This window comes from Chitinophaga sp. Cy-1792 (assembly GCF_011752935.1).
Lineage (GTDB): Bacteria > Bacteroidota > Bacteroidia > Chitinophagales > Chitinophagaceae > Chitinophaga.
The window spans coordinates 3,393,798-3,412,959 of record NZ_VWWO01000001.1; the positions used below are offsets into that span (position 1 = coordinate 3,393,798).

The 19,162-nt window shown below is 47.3% G+C and carries 14 protein-coding genes; 10 read left to right on the forward strand and 4 right to left on the reverse strand.

The annotated features are described in order from the left end of the window. Window positions 1-58: 58 nt before the first annotated feature. From F3J22_RS13870 to F3J22_RS13890, 5 genes are all read left to right on the forward strand, one after another. Entirely contained in the window at window positions 59-661 is a 603-nt protein-coding gene (locus tag F3J22_RS13870) for an RNA polymerase sigma factor (RefSeq protein ID WP_167018102.1), read from the forward strand. Between the two features lie 64 nt (window positions 662-725). After that, window positions 726-1,745, forward strand: coding sequence for a FecR family protein (locus F3J22_RS13875; RefSeq protein WP_167018103.1), 1,020 nt, complete (start codon window positions 726-728; stop codon window positions 1,743-1,745). Between the two features lie 46 nt (window positions 1,746-1,791). Next, window positions 1,792-5,334, forward strand: a complete 3,543-nt coding sequence (locus F3J22_RS13880) for a TonB-dependent receptor (RefSeq protein WP_167018104.1) — start codon at window positions 1,792-1,794, stop codon at window positions 5,332-5,334. 24 nt (window positions 5,335-5,358) lie between these two features. Then, window positions 5,359-7,173, forward strand: coding sequence for a RagB/SusD family nutrient uptake outer membrane protein (locus F3J22_RS13885; RefSeq protein ID WP_167018105.1), 1,815 nt, complete (start codon window positions 5,359-5,361; stop codon window positions 7,171-7,173). 176 nt (window positions 7,174-7,349) lie between these two features. Beyond that, window positions 7,350-7,760 carry a hypothetical protein gene (locus F3J22_RS13890; RefSeq protein ID WP_167018106.1) on the forward strand — a complete coding sequence of 137 codons (411 nt, stop codon included), beginning with the start codon at window positions 7,350-7,352 and terminating at the stop codon, window positions 7,758-7,760. Between the two features lie 75 nt (window positions 7,761-7,835). On the opposite strand, the gene F3J22_RS13895 is transcribed toward F3J22_RS13890, so the two are convergent. After that, window positions 7,836-9,086 carry a hypothetical protein gene (locus F3J22_RS13895; protein WP_167018107.1) on the reverse strand — a complete coding sequence of 417 codons (1,251 nt, stop codon included), beginning with the start codon at window positions 9,084-9,086 and terminating at the stop codon, window positions 7,836-7,838. Window positions 9,087-9,283: 197 nt separating this feature from the next. Here F3J22_RS13895 and F3J22_RS13900 point away from each other — a divergent pair, with 197 nt between their 5' ends. Then, the gene (locus tag F3J22_RS13900; protein ID WP_167018109.1) at window positions 9,284-10,357 is read left to right on the forward strand and encodes an NADH:flavin oxidoreductase/NADH oxidase; all 1,074 of its coding nucleotides are present in this window, start codon (window positions 9,284-9,286) and stop codon (window positions 10,355-10,357) included. 27 nt (window positions 10,358-10,384) lie between these two features. Here F3J22_RS13900 and F3J22_RS13905 read toward each other — a convergent pair whose 3' ends face one another. Further along, window positions 10,385-11,236 carry an AraC family transcriptional regulator gene (locus F3J22_RS13905; RefSeq protein ID WP_167018111.1) on the reverse strand — a complete coding sequence of 284 codons (852 nt, stop codon included), beginning with the start codon at window positions 11,234-11,236 and terminating at the stop codon, window positions 10,385-10,387. A gap of 89 nt (window positions 11,237-11,325) precedes the next feature. Here F3J22_RS13905 and F3J22_RS13910 point away from each other — a divergent pair, with 89 nt between their 5' ends. Beyond that, window positions 11,326-12,264, forward strand: a complete 939-nt coding sequence (locus F3J22_RS13910) for an NADP-dependent oxidoreductase (protein WP_167018113.1) — start codon at window positions 11,326-11,328, stop codon at window positions 12,262-12,264. Between the two features lie 109 nt (window positions 12,265-12,373). Here the strand turns inward: F3J22_RS13910 and mgrA are convergent, their stop codons facing one another. Next, a complete protein-coding gene (mgrA, locus tag F3J22_RS13915) occupies window positions 12,374-13,369 on the reverse strand; it encodes an L-glyceraldehyde 3-phosphate reductase (RefSeq protein ID WP_167018115.1) in 996 nt (331 codons plus the stop codon). A 222-nt stretch (window positions 13,370-13,591) separates the two neighbouring features. Here mgrA and F3J22_RS13920 point away from each other — a divergent pair, with 222 nt between their 5' ends. Then, a complete protein-coding gene (locus F3J22_RS13920; protein WP_240155052.1) occupies window positions 13,592-14,344 on the forward strand; it encodes a LuxR C-terminal-related transcriptional regulator in 753 nt (250 codons plus the stop codon). 353 nt (window positions 14,345-14,697) lie between these two features. On the opposite strand, the gene F3J22_RS13925 is transcribed toward F3J22_RS13920, so the two are convergent. Next, a complete protein-coding gene (locus F3J22_RS13925; protein ID WP_240155053.1) occupies window positions 14,698-15,555 on the reverse strand; it encodes an acyl-CoA desaturase in 858 nt (285 codons plus the stop codon). Window positions 15,556-15,775: 220 nt separating this feature from the next. Here F3J22_RS13925 and F3J22_RS13930 point away from each other — a divergent pair, with 220 nt between their 5' ends. Further along, window positions 15,776-16,351, forward strand: a complete 576-nt coding sequence (locus F3J22_RS13930; protein ID WP_167018119.1) for an HdeD family acid-resistance protein — start codon at window positions 15,776-15,778, stop codon at window positions 16,349-16,351. Window positions 16,352-16,448: 97 nt separating this feature from the next. Continuing rightward, window positions 16,449-19,079 (forward strand): M1 family metallopeptidase, encoded by a 2,631-nt coding sequence (locus F3J22_RS13935; RefSeq protein WP_167018121.1) that lies wholly within the window; start codon window positions 16,449-16,451, stop codon window positions 19,077-19,079. Window positions 19,080-19,162: the final 83 nt, after the last annotated feature.

The following is a 19,162-nucleotide window of genomic DNA, read 5'->3' on the forward strand; positions in this document are numbered from 1 at the left end:
TGCAACTATCAGATTATTTGACAAGCTTTATATCAGCCACTCAACAACCAAAATCAGTATGAAAGAAGCGAACGCCATCAGGCCCGACATGCATGTCGTGGCTTCACATAATACCCTCTGGAATAAATTCCGCCAGGGCGACAGACACGCCTTCTCATCCATATACGATACCTATATTGATGATCTCTATCATTATGGAATGCACTTCTGCCAGGATAATGAAAGAGTCAGAGACTGCCTCCAGGACCTCTTCCAGGACCTGTGGTCCAGCAGATCTCATCTCTCCGAAAATATCATCAACATAAAATATTACCTCATCTCCAGCCTCCGCAGACGTCTCCTCAGGTCCCTCAAAAACGACCGCAAAAGAGAAGAACTCCTCGACTTCGAATTTGAACTTACACAACCCCAGGAAACGACCCTGATCCGCCAGGAAACAATTGCTGAACAACAAAAACTACTCCAACAGGCCCTCAACACCCTCACCCGCCGCCAGCGGGAAGCTATTTACCTGCGCTTCTACCAAAGCCTCAGCTACAAGGAAGTGGCCGAAATGATGGATATGCAGGTAGATTCCGTATATAACACCATCTCCAAAGCAATCACCATCCTCAAAAAAACAGTTACCCTCCCGGTTGTCCTCTTTTTTCTACATAAATAAAAAATTTTTGAAAAAACTGATGAGATCTAACCCCTCTCGTGCTCTTTATTAAAAAATACTCCTGTTGGCTACACCGGACTACCATAATTATAATGCCAGTCAATTAGCACTGGATCAGGACTTTCAGGATTGGATACTGCAACCGGAACGCCACAACGTTTTTTGGGAAAACTGGCTCCTGCAATACCCGGAAAAAGAACCCGTGATAGCTGCCGCCAGGCAACTGGTCGGTACCATCCGCTTCAAGGAATATTCCATGTCTGTACAAGACAAGGAACTTCTCCTGGACGCTGTCTGGCACAAAATGGACGAAATCCCGGACACCCCCGGAAACAGGAAATACCTCCCCTGGACATACGCCGCGGCTGTATTAACCGGGATACTGATTACTGCTGCATTTTTGCTCCTCAAACCTGCGGCAAAACCGGTGATACTGTCCGCACGAACCCTGCCAGGCGAAAAAAAAACCTGGCTGCTGCCTGATAGCTCGGAAGTAGTGCTCAACGCCGATTCACGGCTACTCTACGCCACTACCCCCGGCAGCGGCAGAGAAGTATGGCTCGACGGTGAAGCATACTTCCACGTAAAACATAAAAGCAATAATGAACAGTTTATAGTACATACATACGAAAATATTAAAGTGGAAGTTACCGGCACCCGGTTCAATGTCAACAGCAAAGGGCCTGATGTAATTGTAGTACTGGAACAGGGCGGCATACGCCTGCATATCAATGAGGCAATACCCGGAAAGGCCGCAACCATGGCCCTCGTACCGGGAGAAATGGTAAGGTTTAGTAAGTCGGCGGGCGACTATGCCAAAAGTAAAACAGACCCCGCAAAGTTTACCGCCTGGCATAATGGTAAACTCATCATGGAAGATTATACCCTCGAAGATGCTGCCACCTTCATGCGGCAGACCTTCGGATGTAACCTCATCGTAAAAGATACAGCACTGCTGAAATATAAAGTATCTGGCTCCATGCCCGTAGTCTATAATGTTGATACCATGATGTTACAGCTGGCCAACGTTTTCAGGATTCAATTCAACCAAAAAGGCAACGATATCTGGATTCAAAAGAGATAACAACCAAAATGCTTTTCGCTATTATTAATCGTTAAAACCTGCATCAATGAAAAAAGGTTTACGTGTAATGCTAATGCCGCTATTAGCCCTGTTATTCCTGTCCCAAACCCTGACTGCCCAGGACCTGGCTGTTAACAATGCAGCCCTCCCCGTAGCAACGGCTCCCGATGCCAACAGGCCGCAGGAAGCAGAATTGAAAACCGTTCTGCAACTGATAGAACAACATTTTCAGGTGTCTATCGCCTATAAAAGCAACCTGATAAAAAGTAAAAAGACCCCCGTACAGGTTACTGAATGCCGCTCTGCGGAAGAGGCACTGCTCAAAGCACTCGCGCCATTTAACCTGCACTTCGAAAAGCCCAGGGAACATTTTTACATTATCACGGAAAAGCCCGCAAATACCGGCACACACGACTTCCAGCAACAGCAACATGCTGTTAAGGGTACTGTGAAGGATGTAAAAGGAAATCCTATCCCAGGCATAACGGTGAAACTCGCCGGCACCAATAAAGGGGTGGTTACCAACGAGTCCGGGTCCTTCAATCTCATCACCCCCGGCGATGCGGCGGAAGCACTGGAATTTTCTTCCCTCGGCTTCGAAACACTTCGTGTATCCATCGACGGCAGAACAACGGTTAATGTGACCCTGAAAGAAGGCGCCAGCGCCCTCAATGAAATTGTTGTCACGGGATATACCACGCAACGGAAAAAAGACCTTACCGGGTCCGTAGCGGTTGTCAATATCGATAACCTGCAAAAACAACCTACCGCACAAATTACGGAACAACTGCAGGGACAAGCCTCCGGGGTAACGGTAATCGGCTCCGGCCAGCCTGGGGAAGCGCCGCAGGTACGTATCCGCGGTGTCAATACCTTCGGCAACAACAGCCCGCTATACGTGGTAGATGGTGTGCCTACTACCAGCATCGCGGACATCAACCCCAACGATGTAGCTTCGCTCCAGGTACTGAAAGATGCCGGTGCTGCTTCTATCTACGGTGCCAGGGCTTCCAACGGTGTGATCATCATCACCACCCGCCGCGGTACCGGTAAGATTAATGTCAGCTACGACGGCTATTACGGCCGCCAGATCCCTAAAAGCGGCAACGTCTGGAATACGCTCAACCCGCAGGAACGCGCTGACCTCCGCTGGATGGCCTATAAGAACTCCGGCCAGGACCCAGGCGATGCGCTCTATGGTACCGGCGCCAAACCAGTGATACCTGACTATATTCTCCCCGAAGGGGCGAAAGAAGGGGACCCTTCGGTAGACCCTAAACTGTATTTCGTCAACCCGGACTATACGGACCCCAACGAAATGAATAATTTCTACCAGATCGTCAGGGCTAATAAAGCGGGTACTGACTGGTACCATGAACTGTTCCGCCCCGCACCCATCACCAGCCAGAATATCGCTGTCAGCGGCGGCGGCGACAGAGGCAATTACCTGTTCTCGCTCAACTACTTCAACCAGCAGGGAACCCTCATGAATACCTACCTGAAAAGGTATACAATCCGCTCCAATACGCAGTATAATATCTCTGATCATATCAGGGTGGGAGAGAACCTGGCCTATTCCATTACCGATAATCCCGCTGTAGACGAGCTTTCCAGTGATGCGGTCATCGGCCACGCCATCAGGGAACAAACCATCATCCCGGTATATGATATCACAGGGAATTTCGCCGGATCCAAACCCGACGACCTCGGTGATGCTTTCAACCCCGTTGCCATTCAATACCGCACCCGCAATAATAAAGGTCTCAGCAGCCGCCTCCTGGGAAATGTATTCGCTGAAATTGACTTCCTGAAATATATCATCTTCCGTACCAGCTTCGGTGGTGAAGTATATTCCGCATGGCGGCATTCATTCACCTACCCGCAATATGAAAACAGAGAAAATGCTTCGGTGAACTCCTACTCGGAAAGTGCAGACAATGGCTACGACTGGACATGGACCAATACCCTTACCTATCACCAGACGCTCAATAAGGTACATGACCTGAAAGTGATGCTGGGCACTGAAGCATATGAACATAACAGCCGTTCTGTAGGTGGTACTACGCTGGATTACTTTACTTTTGATCCCAACTTCCCGGATCTCTCTACCGGTACTGGTACGCAAACCAACTACAGCAACCGCTCTATTGACGCACTGTCGTCGCTGATAGGCCGCGTGGATTACGCTTTCCGTGATAAATACCTCATCAGCGCCACCATACGCCGCGATGGCTCCTCCCGCTTTATCGGCGGTAACCACTTCGGATGGTTCCCCGCTGTTTCCGCCGGCTGGCGCATCTCCCAGGAAGCATTCATGCAGCACCTTACCTGGATATCTGATCTCAAACTCCGCGGTGGATGGGGTATCATGGGCAACCAGCTCAACCTGGGTATCAACAATGGCTTCTCTTTGTATGCCGGTAACCGCAATTCCAGTTACTACGATCTCAGTGGAACGAATAAAAGCCTGACACCTGGCTTCGCGGGCTTCCAGATTGGTAACCCCGCCGCCAGATGGGAAAGTGACGGCAATGCCAACTTCGGACTGGATGCTACTTTCCTCCATGGCCGCCTCGATTTCTCTGCCGATTACTACCAGAAAAATATACGTGACCTGCTCTATAACCCTGAACTACCTGGCCTCGCAGGTACCGCTGCCTCTCCGTTCGTGAATATCGCCAGTATGAAAAATACCGGCTTCGATTTCTCCATCGGATGGCGTAGCGAAATCGCCAAAGGTCTCAAACTAACGGTTACGGGTACACTGACTACCTACAAAAATAAAATCCTGAAAATTGCTGACGGGGTAGATTACTTTGATACAGATTCCAGGAGATTCGATGGTAGCAATATTATCCGTAATGCCGTAGGACACCCGGTTTCTTCTTTCTTCGGCTATAAAGTGATCGGATTCTGGAACTCCCAGGCAGACATAGACGCTGCCGATGCTATCGCGCAAAAAGCTACCAGCGATCCGCACGCTACCTATCAGACAGATGAAGGCATAGGAAGATTCCGTTATGCGGATGTTAATAACGACGGAAAGATTGACGCGGATGACCGTACCTTCCTGGGAAATCCAAATCCTGATTTCTCCTACGGCCTGAATATCGGCCTTAGCTATAAAGGTTTCGACTTTAGCATGTTCCTCTTCGGTACCCATGGCAACCAGATATGGAATAATGTACGCTGGTGGAGAGATTTCTACAGCACCTTCGAAGGCGCAAAAAGCAAAACGGCGCTCTACGACTCCTGGCGCCCTGACCACCAGAATGCAAAAGCACCTATCCAGGAGATCAACGCCTATGCCAGCACCAGCGGCGTCCCTAACTCCTATATGGTGGAAAACGGCAGCTACCTGCGCTGTAAAAATATTCAGCTGGGATATACACTGCCTTCCGCATGGCTGACCAGGTACCATATCAATAAATTGCGTGTATACGTACAGGGTGCCAACCTGTTCACCATCACAAAATACTCCGGTCTCGATCCTGAAATCAATGGCTCCGGCGTTACTGACTTCGGTGTAGACGAAGGTGGCTACCCCAACCAGCGCCAGTATCTGATTGGTATTAATCTCGGTTTCTGATCTCCTGATGCAAAAAAGAAATATATGAACACATATTCTCATAAAATTTTTGGATGGGCAGCAGGTATACTTCTTTTGTTGAGTGCCTGTAGTAAAGACTTCCTGGAACGCAAGCCACAGGCTGCGCTCGACGAATCACAGCTGACAAATAAAAAGGGGGTAAACATCCTCCTCGTAGGCGCCTACGGCGCCATAGACGGCCAGGACTTTGTAAATGGTGATATGGTAAACCTCTCCGGTGGCAGCGGTTATGTGGTGTCGCCCGATAACTGGGTGTATGGCTCCGTATGCGGCGGTGATGCGCATAAAGGAAGTAGTCCTGACGATGCCTCAACGATACTTACGGTGGCTACTTTCGGTACCAATGCCAGCAATGGTTTCTTCAACGATAAATGGCGGGTCAACTATGAAGGTATCCGCAGATGTAATTTTGTACTGCACCTGCTCACTAAAGTAACGGATATGACAGATGCAGAAAAGACGGAAGTGGCTGCGGAAGCACGTTTCCTGCGCGGTCATTTTTATTCTGATCTTAAAAAGATGTTCGATAAAGTGCCCTGGATGGATGAAACCAATACCGATTTCGCTAACCTGAACGTAGATCAGTACAAGCTGCCAAACAAAGAAAGTATATGGCCTAAGATTGAAGCTGATTTTCAGTATGCCATGCAAAACCTCAACGAACGCCAGTCGGAGGTAGGTAGGGCCAATAAATGGGCGGCCGCGGCCTATCTCGCCAAAACTTATCTCTATCAGGCAAAATATACGGATGCAATGCCCATCTTCGAAAATGTAATCAATAACGGGGTAACTACCAAAGGAGTAAAATTCAACCTGGTTAAGCATTTTCATGATAACTACGACGGCGCTACGGAAAATAACGAAGAGGATGTTTTTTCTATTCAATACAGTGCGAATGATGGCTCCGGTGGCACTGCCAATGCCAACCAGGGCGAAATGCTCAATTATCCGTATGGCGGCCCTTTCAGCTGCTGTGGCTTCTACCAGCCTTCGCAGGACCTGGTAAATTCCTTCCGTACCGACGACAACGGCCTCCCTTATCTGGATAGTTATAACCAGCATCCGGTGAAAAATGATATGGGCATTGCCTCTGCTGATAACTTCGTTCCGGATGGAGGAAACCTGGACCCACGCCTCGATTGGACCGTAGGCCGCCGCGGCCTTCCTTACCTCGACTGGGGACTGCATCCCGGCCGCGACTGGATCCGTACACAAACATCCGCTGGTCCTTATTCTCCTAAGAAAAATGTTTACATGCAGGCCACACAAAGCCAGTTCTATGATCCTAACGGCTGGGCGCCTGGTAATGCCATCAACTATGTACTGATACGCTTCTCAGATGTGTTGCTGATGGCGGCAGAATGTCAGGCACAGGTAGGTGATCTCTCTAAGGCAGAAGCTTATGTAAACCGCGTAAGAGCCCGCGCCATGGACCCTTCCGGATGGGTACATACCTATATCGATGATGATAATCCACTGGAAGGCAATACCGATGATCCTGCCGCCAATTACGTCATAGGAACTTATCCTGTAGGTACGTTTGGCGGTAGTGGTAAGGATTGGGCGCTAAAGGCCATTCACTTCGAACGTAAGCTGGAACTGGCCATGGAAGGTCATCGGTTTTTTGATCTGGTAAGATGGGGAGAGGCGGAAACGACGCTCAATGCTTATTTTACCTATGAAGCTACTATCACTTCTGATATCGCAGGCGCAAGATTTACGCCTAAAAAGAATGAATACTTTCCTATTCCACAGCGACAGATAGATCTGAGTATTAAAGACGGGAAAAGTACCCTGGATCAGAATCACGGATACTAACGGAAATCAATATACGGAAATGAATGGGCTGGCCTTTTGCAGGGGTCAGCCCAATTTATTTTCAGCTGGTTATAATATCCCGAGCTGATAATGAACCAATTGGACATTTTTTATATAATTTAAAAATATTAACTTAGGGACTGTAGTAATGTATCATTTAACCTAAAAGTGCTGTAATGGTTGTAAAAATTAAGCCTAAATACCTGATGAAGCTGCAATGGTACCTGATCGTACCCGGTATTTTAATCTCTACATTATCTTTCTTATTCCTGAAAATGAGTGTGGAGGATGTTCTGACACTCAACTGCTTTGTAATGACCGCAGGAATATGCGGTATGTTTTATCTGAACAGGAATGAACTGATGCTTTTAAACGTCACTCCTGAAGATAAACTGGACCTCTCATTCATCAACAAATCTTTTCTTTTTAAAAGACATGATCTGTTGCTGGAGAAAAGTCAGTACGAAGCGGTACAGCAAGCGGATATCATTCAGCTGAAAATGAACGGCAAGCTGATCGCCAATGTACGTCGCAATTCCGTAACGGATGCCGACTGGAACCAGGTGGCAGCCTACTTCTCGAAATAGCAACAGCTTGTTATAACGCAAGCCGATATATCAAAACTAAACGGGCTGGCCTTTTGCAGAGGTCAGCCCGTTTTATTAAAGGTTGTTGGGATATTCTGTGACCCAATTAAATTTAGTGTGCTTCAACCTGAAATCAGGTATATCCTTTGCCTGAAGCAGAATGCTGTCAGGCGAATTGTTTATAGTAGCAGTGAGTTGCAATTGGCCGTCGGTCATTGATGTATAGCTGAATTCCTGTTGAAGTATATTCCGGCCGGTAAAAGAAACTTTCTTCTTTGTTGTATCTACTTTAAAAGTACCGAACGAGAGGGTATTGTCGTTATGTACAATCACGCACATGTTTCTTTGGTCAAAGTAGATTTTCTGCCAGCCGTTCAGGTTATTATAGTCCACCGGTGCCTTAATTTGCTTTACCTCGTAGATGCCGTATAGTGTCTGCTTCTCAGCATAATGTGCCTGGCTCTTTTTTCCTACGATATACCTTTCTATCATATAGGTGTCCAGTACCATGAACAAAAAAATCACCTTGATACCTATCACCAGGTATCTTTGCCAGCGTTTTGAAAATACCGGCTTGTATAAGGTGGAAGGTTGTACGATATGGCTGCCGGAAAGGAATTGTCCTAGCCGCCTGAGTTCAGGAGCAGCTATCACTATTGCAGTCAGTAACAAATGGCCGGAAAACTGTTTTACCGGGATGTCATAAGTAAGGTTCAGCACAAAAACATTGGTCATCACACCTATTGCCAGCAACGCACCCGCTAAGGTTGTACGACGGAATAACAGCAGAATGCCCGGTATCACCTCGGCCAGTCCCATAAACAGATTATAGGTTGCGGAATGCCCAAAGAACTTCCATGCCAGCCCCATCGGTGTGGAGTTGCCCAACGGCTGATCAAGGTCGTAAAGGGTAGGAGGCAGGAACTGTATCTGTATTACCTTGTACATACCGTAACTGATCAGCTCAATGGCCAGCCAGTAACGGATAGTTGCCCTGAACCAATACTGAAGTTTTAAGTAAGATATTCTCCTGCGATCAAGCAAACTCCAGGCGATCGTTCCTGCAAATGCCAGTGCGAGAATAGTGACAATACAAACATAGGCATATTGTGTATCGCCACTGCCGGTAGGATGAATATTATTCGTATAGCCCGCGCCAAACATAACTTTGCCCGTAACGCTCGCCAGAAGCTTCAATAACTCCGCAAAGCCGGGAAGTGACATCATGCCGGCAGGAAATGATAAAATATACAGCGTGAAATAGAGCGAAATAAACCGGAAGAGGATCTTCCGGGGAAGGGTCCAGGATTGCATGGTATTGTTCACTTGAAAAAATGGGTTTGATACCCGGCGAAGAAAATATTTTTTATAATGGTAAAAAGTTAAAATTCCTGCTCGATAAGATGAAGTTTCGGGAGATGATCAACAAATGAAATAACAATTTTGTAATAGAACGATACCCGCGCACGAGGCAGGTATTGACGATCTTTTCTTACCTTTCAGTACGGAAATCCAACTGCTATATGGCACATTTATTTGAACCCCTTCAACTGAGGGCAATAACGCTGAAGAACAGAATTGTGGTGTCGCCCATGTGCGAATATTCCTCAGAAGATGGTTTTGCCAACGACTGGCACCTGGTACATTTAGGCAGCAGGGCAGTTGGCGGCGCAGGACTGGTCCTTACAGAGGCTACCGCCGTTTCCCCGGAAGGCCGTATTTCCCCGCAGGACCTCGGCATCTGGAAAGAAGAACATCTTCCCATGCTCCTGCGTATTACACAGTTCATTAAATCACAAGGCGCCGTTCCCGGTATCCAGCTGGCACATGCCGGCCGGAAAGCCAGTACCTACCGCCCCTGGGAAGGACACAAGGCCGTACCCGAGAGTGAGGGCGGATGGACGGTATACGCACCCAGCGCCATCCCGTTCAACGACGTATATCCGTTGCCGGTAGCACTCACCAAAGAGGGTATCAAAAAAGTAATACAGGATTTCGCGAAAGCAACAGAACGTGCCATCAGAGCAGGCTTTGAGGTAATAGAATTACATGGTGCTCACGGTTACCTCATCCATAATTTCCTCTCCCCACTCAGCAACCAGCGTACCGATGATTATGGCGGCAGCTTCGAAAACAGGATACGACTGGCAGTCGAAATCACAGAGGCAGTGAGAGCCGTACTGCCACAACAATTCCCGCTGCTCATGCGCCTCTCCGCTACAGACTGGGCCGATGGCGGATGGACACCTGAAGAAACCGTGAAACTGGCAATGATACTGAAAGAGAAAGGAGTAGACCTGGTAGATGCCAGCTCCGGTGGACTGGCAGCACACCAGAAAATTCAGGTGGGGGCCCTGTACCAGGTGCCATTCGCTGAAATGATTAGGAAAGAAGCCGGTATCGCCACCGGTGCGGTAGGCATGATAACCACCCCGCTGGAAGCGGAATCCATCATCGCGGAAGGAAGAGCCGACCTGGTGCTTATGGCCAGAGAACTCCTCCGTGATCCCTATTTCCCGCTGAGAGCCGCGCACGAACTCCATTACGACGAAATGCCATGGCCCGTGCAATATGATAGGGCAAAGAGAAAACCTTAACGACTATACGAAGTGTACTGCTATGCCTTATGCCAGCGGTACCCTTCGGTTGTTTTTTCTATAGGCCGTCGGACTCACACCTTTCTGCTTTTTAAAGAAACGGTTTAGATGACTCTCGTCCGTAAACCCAAGCTCCGACACGATTTCACTGATACGCATGTCGCTGAACCGTAAACGGTGTTCTATCATCCGCAGCTTGTAATTCATAATGAATTGCTGCATGGTTTCATTGGTATGCTTCTTGAAATACCGGCCAAGATAATGCTCCGATACGCTGAAATGCTTGCTGATAACCTCTGTTCTGATCTTTTCCGGCTGAAATATATGTTGGCGGATATATTGTAAAATATCCATTGCCTTGGCATCCGTCTGTTCATCTGTTTGCTGTGGCAAAAACTTCGTGATATTCCTGGCTACTATAACAATCAGCGTATTTACCATCAGCCTTATCAGCTCCTGGTTATAAATGTCCCGGTTGACATATTCCCGGATAACCGCATCTACCATAGGTTTCACAATACTTTTATCTGTCTGGTTCTTCAATATGCAGCCCGGCTGGTGATTGGCATTCTGCAGAATAAATTCCAGTTTCTTAATATTCTCCTGTGACAAAGAATACTGTTGTATGTAGATATCGGTAAAGCGTAGGAAAAAGAATACCGTTGGTGTTTGAACCTCCAGCGAATGGATATCTTCCGGTGTAATCAGGAACATATGCCCTGGTGCATAATTGAAGTGATGGCTGTTGATTGTTTGTTGGCCCGTACCTGATACAATGTAAGCCAGCTCAAAGAAATTATGCCCATGCGCTGTTTCCAGCCCTTCGGATAAGTCTTTGATTTCTACTTCAAATGGCTCATACAGATTTTCTTTCTTCATGGTATAAATTTACAGAATTATAGAAAATATATACAAGTAATGTGGGTAGATGTCTGTATAATTTTGCTTTTATAAAATCATTTATCCAGATGAAAGCAATCGTATTAAAAGCATTCGGCCCCGTAGATAACCTCGTGATCAAAGAAATACCGACCCCTCACATCAGCGCCGGTGAAGTACTGGTAAAGGTAAAAGCGATCAGTATCAATCCTGTAGATGTAAAAACCCGCTCAGGTAGCGGTTTTTCACAGGCCCTGAAGGATTTTGATCCCATCATTCTCGGCTGGGATATCTCCGGTGTGGTGGTAGCCAGCGAATCACCGCTGTTTAAAGTAAATGATGCCGTTTTTGGCATGGTCAACTTCCCCGGACACGGTAAGGCCTACGCGGAATATGTAGCTGTACCCGCTGATCAGCTGGCACTGAAGCCGGATAATATTACCCATGAAGAAGCGGCGGCGGCTACTTTAACGGCGCTAACGGCATGGCAGGCCATGGTGGGTAACGGGAATATCCTGCCCGGCCAGAAAGTACTCATACATGCAGCTGCCGGCGGGGTTGGACATTTTGCTGTCCAGATTGCCAAAGGGCTCGGCGCCTATGTAATCGGTACTTCTTCTGCGGCAAACAAAGACGCACTCCTTGAGCTGGGAGTAGACCAGCATATCGACTATACCTCCCAGCACCTGAAAGATCATGTTAACGGTGTCGACTATACGCTAGATGCCGTGGGTGTACAGGCGGTGGCCGACTCCCTCGAAATAATTAATCCAGGTGGTACACTGATCAGTATCAACGGCGCCACCAGGGAGGTGATAGCAGATATGGCAAAGCCCTTCCAGGTAAACGGGAAGTTTGTTCTCGTGCATTCAAATGGAAAAGATATGCAGGAACTGGCCTCCTGGCTCCGCGACGGAAGACTGCGTCCCATCGTAGCAGCCGTATTTCCCTTTGATGAAATGGGGAAAGCACACCTCCAGGTAGAAACTTCCAGAACAGTAGGGAAGGTGGTTGTGCGGGTAGATTAACAAAATTATGAAAGTAATTTATCAGGCGGTAGCCCGCCGTCTCTACGCAGTAGAGAGAACCAATCCATCAACCGATACCGAAGGTATCGGTTGATGGATTGGTGGAGGTTTATCCCAATATAGTCTCGATAGCGGATAACTCATCCGGCGTAAACCTGCGGTTGTCCAGTGCTTTCAGGTTATCATCCAGCTGCTTTACAGAGCTGGCGCCTATCAGCACGGATGTGATCCTTCTATCTTTCAGTATCCATGCCAGCGCCATTTGCGCCAGGCTCTGCCCACGATTAACTGCCAGCTCATTCAATCGCTGAACTTTACTGATTTTTTCAGGGGTGATATCGGTTTCTTTCAGGAATCCTGAAGGCTTACTGGCCCTGGAACCTTCCGGAATGCCATGCAGGTATTTATTGGTCAGTAATCCCTGTGCCAGCGGCGAGAAAGGAATACATCCCACACCATTGGCTTCCAGTACATCCAGCAGGCCGTTTTCCACCCATCTTTCAAACATGCTGTACTTTGGCTGATGGATCAGGCAAGGGGTGCCCAGGGACTTTAAAACAGCTACTGCTGTTGCGGTTTGCTCCGCTGTGTAATTGGATAACCCGACATACAAGGCCTTTCCCTGCTGCACAATGCTGTGGAGCGCGCCCATCGTTTCTTCAATGGGAGTCTCAGGATCAGGCCGGTGGCTATAGAAAATATCTGCATAATCCAACCCCATCCGCTGTAAGCTCTGGTCTAAACTGGAAATGAGATATTTCCTGGAACCTTTATCTCCGTAAGGGCCGGGCCACATGGTGTAACCTGCTTTGGTGGAAATGACCAGCTCATCTCTCAGATGACCAGTGAAATCTTTCTTTATAATACGACCGAAATTCTCTTCTGCACTGCCCGGAACAGGGCCATAATTGTTAGCCAGGTCAAAATGGGTGATGCCATTGTCAAAGGCATGACGGACAATGCTTCGGCCATTCTCGAAGTTATCAATGGAACCGAAGTTATGCCACAGACCCAATGATACTGCTGGCAGCATCAGGCCACTTTTTCCGCAACGCTGATAGTTCATCTGGTTATATCGGGCCGTATCCGGTGTGTAGTTCGACATGTGGTTGAAATTTGCACCAAGATAATCGCTAATGATGGAAATAAAAAGCCGTCAGAAAGGGTTTGAAGGAATGAATAAATTGATTATCTTGGATATAGGATTGGAATCCAACAACTGACTATTTCTATTTGATCCGAAGAGCACTGTTCTAACACTGCCGCCTTTAGTTATTACGCGCTGGCAGGCATCGTCCTGTTTTATGTTACTGTTTATCCGCCTTTTATGGAACTTGTTGCTACAACTGATATTATCGATGTTACTTTACTGGGAAAGACTGGTATTCTGTCTACCTCCTGGACTACCTGCGCCACAGCAGAAGAATATATCGCTGGTATTGCTGCTTTTAAAGAAGCCTATATGCAGGTATTACCCAAACATACACTCTGGTATAATAGTAACTGTGAATTTGCCATTACCCCCGAATTACAGCAATGGACAGATACTTTCCTCAATGTTGCGTGTATTGATGCCGGCTTCGATGGAAAAGTCGGGATCATTGTAGGGGAGAACATGATGCATCTCTTGTCTGTCGCTAACCTCTTTGAAGAAGGAGCGGCCAATGTTAATTCCCGCTTTTTCAAAGAACCGGAAGAGGCCCTGCAATGGCTGACAAAAAGTAACAGGAAACTGGTAGCACAGCCACCGGTGATAAAAGTGAAAAGCCTGGAAAAAGGTACTTCGGAGATTACCCTGCAAATAGCCAGCGAAGAACTGAATGAATACATCTTCCTCCTGAACCGTATGCTCAAAAGCTCCCTGTTCAAGATGGCGCATGCCGAACAGTTTCACGCGTTATCTGCCAGGGAAAAAGAAATATTTCAACTCATCGTCCGCGGTCTTACCAATCCCATGATCGCATCACAGCTCTTTATCTCCATAGATACGGTTAAAACACATCGTAAAAATATTATGCAGAAACTACGGTGCAGAAATGTACAGGCACTCCTGCAATATGCCATTTTTGTACAGATCTAAAATCACCCCATGGCGGTATTGTCCGGTCAGCAGGAATTAATCAAATTGCAGCTATAAATGCAGTGTTACCGCACTGACTATCAACCTGGATCATCCAATGCGAATAAAGTAACCTTACTAACTGTCATATATTTTAATTATCACACAATACACATCACGGCTTAACTTATCTGAACGCAATCTGTAATTGTCCGGAAGATATTGCGTGCAAATTGTTTTCTTCTTTCGCCATTTGTTTGAGAATGATTTTAATCGTGTAGTGTATTGTTGGTTAACCTCAACTCATAAGCAGATACAAAAAAAGGTCGTCTCTATTGGAGAGACGACCTTCTTCTTTTATATTTTTTGAGAAACTAAGCTCTTAAATCTTCTACAGATCTGCCGTCTCTTACTTTATTCTTATCAATCTTGTTGCTTTCTCTTACTTTAGCCGGAACAGGGCGTATATCCCATACAATACCAAACAGACTTAAAGTTTTCAGCACATAGTAGCTGATGTCAATTTCCCACCAGTAGAAACCCTGACGTGCAGCGCTCTGATAATAGTGGTGGTTGTTATGCCATCCTTCACCCAGGGTGATCAATGCGAGCCATACGCTGTTGCGTGACTGGTCGCCGGTTTCATAACGTTGCTTACCGATCTTGTGCATCAGGGAGTTGATGGTGAAAGTACCATGATACAGGAAGATAGTGCTGGCAAAGAAACCGATAAACAGGGTAGATAAACCTGCATGCCAGTCGAACCATCCGGTACCATTCACTTTGTTACCTACGAAATACACGGCAACAGCCAGTACTACGGCAGGAATCATATGCCATTTGTTCAGCCAGAATAATTCTTTCGCTTTGTGATCTTTGATCAGGTCAAAACGGGTAGGTTTGTATTCAGGACCCATGATCCAGCCGATGTGCGCATACCAGATGCCATACACATTCGCAGAGTGAGGATCTTCAGGCGTATCACTATGTTTGTGGTGAATACGGTGATTGGCAGACCACCACAATGCACCCTTCTGAAGGCTGCTCTGTGCACCACCAGCCAGGATAAACTGGAAGAATCGCGACGTTTTAAAAGCACGATGCGAGAAATATCTGTGGTATCCTGCTGTCACAAAAAACATGCGTATTACATACAACGCTGCGCATAAGATCCAGTCGAATGCCGTTGTACCTGTAAAAAACGCAAGAAAAGGCACCAAATGAATGCCCATGAAATCTGCTTGATGCCACCAAATCGGGCGGCCTCTCTGTTGCTTTATCGCCTTGTTCATCACACAAAGATAGTTTCCAGGAATCGTTATTAATATGATTTAAATCAGCTGGCGCAAAGTTAATGTTTTAAGCGCTTCGCAACGTCCCCCGTTGAACTTTTTACAATGGCATGTGTTAGGACTATATGTAAGCCTTGATTTTTTATTAAAAAAATAAATTATGTCTAACCTCTTATCTACTATCCGAAGTAATGTGAAGTATTGGTGGTTATACCTGCTCAATGGTATTATATTCATCATTGCCGGGTTCATCGTTTTCTCCAACCCCTTCAGCAGCTACGTGATACTGAGTATATTCTTTGCCGTTACCCTCTTTGTTACCGGTATCGCTGAAATCTCCTTTGCGGTGAGTAACCGGCAAAGCATGTACGGCTGGGGATGGTCGCTGGCGTCCGGTATTATCGACGTAGTAGTAGGGTTTTTGCTGATGATCTACCCCGCTGTCAGTATGGCGGTAATCCCGCTCTTCCTGGGATTCTGGTTCCTCTTCCGTGGTATCAGCCTGATCGTATTCAGTATCCAGCTCAGCATGGAAAAAATCCCTAACTGGGGCTGGCTGCTCGTGGGAGGTATCCTCCTGGTGATGGTGTCAATTTTCATCCTGGATAACCCAACCATTGGAGTAGCTACCATCCTGGGTATCCTGGCCGCCGGCTTTTGGATGGCAGGCGTTTTCAGCATTATTTTCGCTTTCCGGCTCCGACGTGTGAAGAAAGATTTAAAAAACCTCGTTTAATCATTACTGATTTCTCTCTATACAAAAAAGGGCAGCGAAAGCTGTCCTTTTTTCTTTATCTTCCAATACACATTAAAAAACATCTGCCATCGTAACGATGAAATTAAAGTTTAGTCCACTTGCGCTGCTTTTACTGCTTTCTTTGGTGCAGCCAGCCTTAGCCCAGTCAAAATTCGACCAGCACGAAGCTTTTGCTCCCATCTTTTATACTTCCAACGGTAACGAATACCGCACTGCCGACGGAAGACCCGGACCTGCCTACTGGCAAAATGCGGCCGACTATAACATCCAGGCTACCCTCGACACTGTCGCCCAGCGTATTACCGGTTCCGTACGGATCAGTTATCATAACAACAGTCCCAATACCCTGCCTTACGTCTGGCTGCAGCTGGACCAGCAGGCTTTTAAGAAAGATGCCCGCGCCACAGCCACACAGCTTCCCGCAGAAGCCCGGCTGGCAGGCAACAGCTTTACCAACGGCTTCGAACTTAAAGAAATCAGCATCGTCCTCAATGGTAAGTCATACAATGTGGCTTACACCATCACGGATAGCCGTATGCAACTCCGGCTGCCTGCTCCGCTGGCAACAAAAGCCGATATGCAGATCAACATCAACTACGCTTTTACTATCCCCGAAGATGGTACCGACCGCATGGGGCGCATGCCATCGAAATACGGTACCGTATATACGATTGCGCAATGGTACCCACGCATGGCCGTTTATGACGACGTGCTCGGCTGGAATAACCTGCCCTACCTCGGCAACGGTGAATTCTACCTGGAATACGGCAATTATGAATATGATATCACCGCGCCGGCTAATATGATCGTTGCAGGCTCCGGTGAACTGACCAATGCGGCAAAGGTATTGAGCGCCGAACAGCAAAAGCAGCTCAGTATTGCGGCACAGAGCGACAACACCGTTGCCATCCGTTCCGCAGCTGCTGTGCAGGCACAAACACCTGCCTCCGGCAATAAAACCTGGCATTTCTCCTGTAAGAATGCCCGCGATGTAGCCTGGGCAGCCTCCGCAGCGTTCATATGGGATGCTGCAAAAATCAATCTCCCGGAAAATAAAAAAGCACTCGCACAATCGGTCTACCTCCTCGAAAATGCCGACAGCAACGGATGGGGAAGAGCTACTGAATACACCAAAGCCTGCATCGAACACTATTCAACCCAATGGTTTCCCTATCCTTATCCGGTAGCTACCAATGTTGCCGGACGTGTTGGTGGTATGGAATACCCGGGCATCGTTTTCTGCTCCTGGAAAGCCAATAAAAATAGCCTCTGGGGTGTTACCACGCACGAATTCGGCCATACCTGGTTCCCGATGATCGTAGGCTCTAATGAACGGAAATATCCCTGGATGGACGAAGGTTTCAACACCTTTATCAATGGTATCTCTTCAGCTGCCTTCCACCAGGGGGAATACTATACGCCGGCGCAGCTGGCAAACGGTGTCAACTCCCTCCATCAAACCGTTGATGAAGCGGTTATGACCATGCCGGATGTAGTGGCAGACCGCTACCTGGGTATTGCTGCCTATTATAAACCGGCCATGGGACTGGAATTGCTGAGAAATACAATAATCGGTAGGGAAAGATTTGATGATGCCTTCAGGCAATATATCCGGAGCTGGGCGTATAAACACCCTACACCGAACGACTTCTTCAGAAGCATGGAAAACGCCACCGGAGAAGATCTGAGCTGGTTCTGGAAAGGATGGTTCTTTAATACCTGGAAACTGGATCTCGCAGTGAAAGACGTGAAATATGTAAAAGATGATCCGGCAAGTGGTGCCCTGATTACGCTGGAATGCCTGGAGCAGCTGCCCATGCCGGTAACCGTGGCCATCAAACAGGCCAATGGCACTACAGATACACTGAAACTGCCGGTGGAAATATGGCAGCATGGCCCAACCTACGTATTGCCTTACCCATCCACCTCTAAGCTGGTAGCAGTAACGCTGGACCCACTCGGTGAACTCCCGGATGAAAACAGGAATAACAATTCCTGGAAAGGGAATGATGTCGCAAAGCAGGTGCCGGCAGGTATAACGCCAACGGATATACTTCGTAATTATATTACTGCCTGCGGCGGTATGGAGAAAATGAAATCATTGCAGGATATCGCCTTTACCCTCGCTGGTGAAGCGTTGGGGGTAAAGATCATGACAACTACCCGGGCAAAATTTAAAGATGGATATTTTTTTTGCAGAGAAGTCTATCTTCCTGCGCAACAGCAAACCCTTTTCCTGACACGTATCCAGAACGATAGCGTAATGGTGATGAGAAATGGTAAAATGGTGTCGCTCTCTGCTGCTGAAAAAGGGGTGGAAATGGATAAACATATGCTCTTCCCGGAATACTATTATCTGGGAAATCCGGATATGGTGAAGCTGGAACTCGCTCCCACAGAGGAAATGGTTAATGGTGCCCCCGCTTATGTATTGTCTGTGGCTACCAGCAACGGTACCGTTTTCAGAAATTATTATGATGAGAAAACAGGCCTGAAAGTGCGCAGTATCATTGTTACAACAGAAGAAAATACCGGCAGTAATGTCATCACCGATTACAGTGATTACCGCGATGTAGAGGGATATAAAGTACCTTATAAGCTGCTGGTAGATATAGGCGGCAAACAGCAACACCACGACCTCACTACCATTAAATTCAACCAGGGCCTGAGCAAAGAACAGGTCTGCCAGCGTTTCTCTCCCCAATAAAAAAATCTTTGTAGTTACAGCCGCCACCTGCGGTGGCGGCTGTAACTACAACTTCAAAAGTATGCCGAAGGCCTACTTTTGAA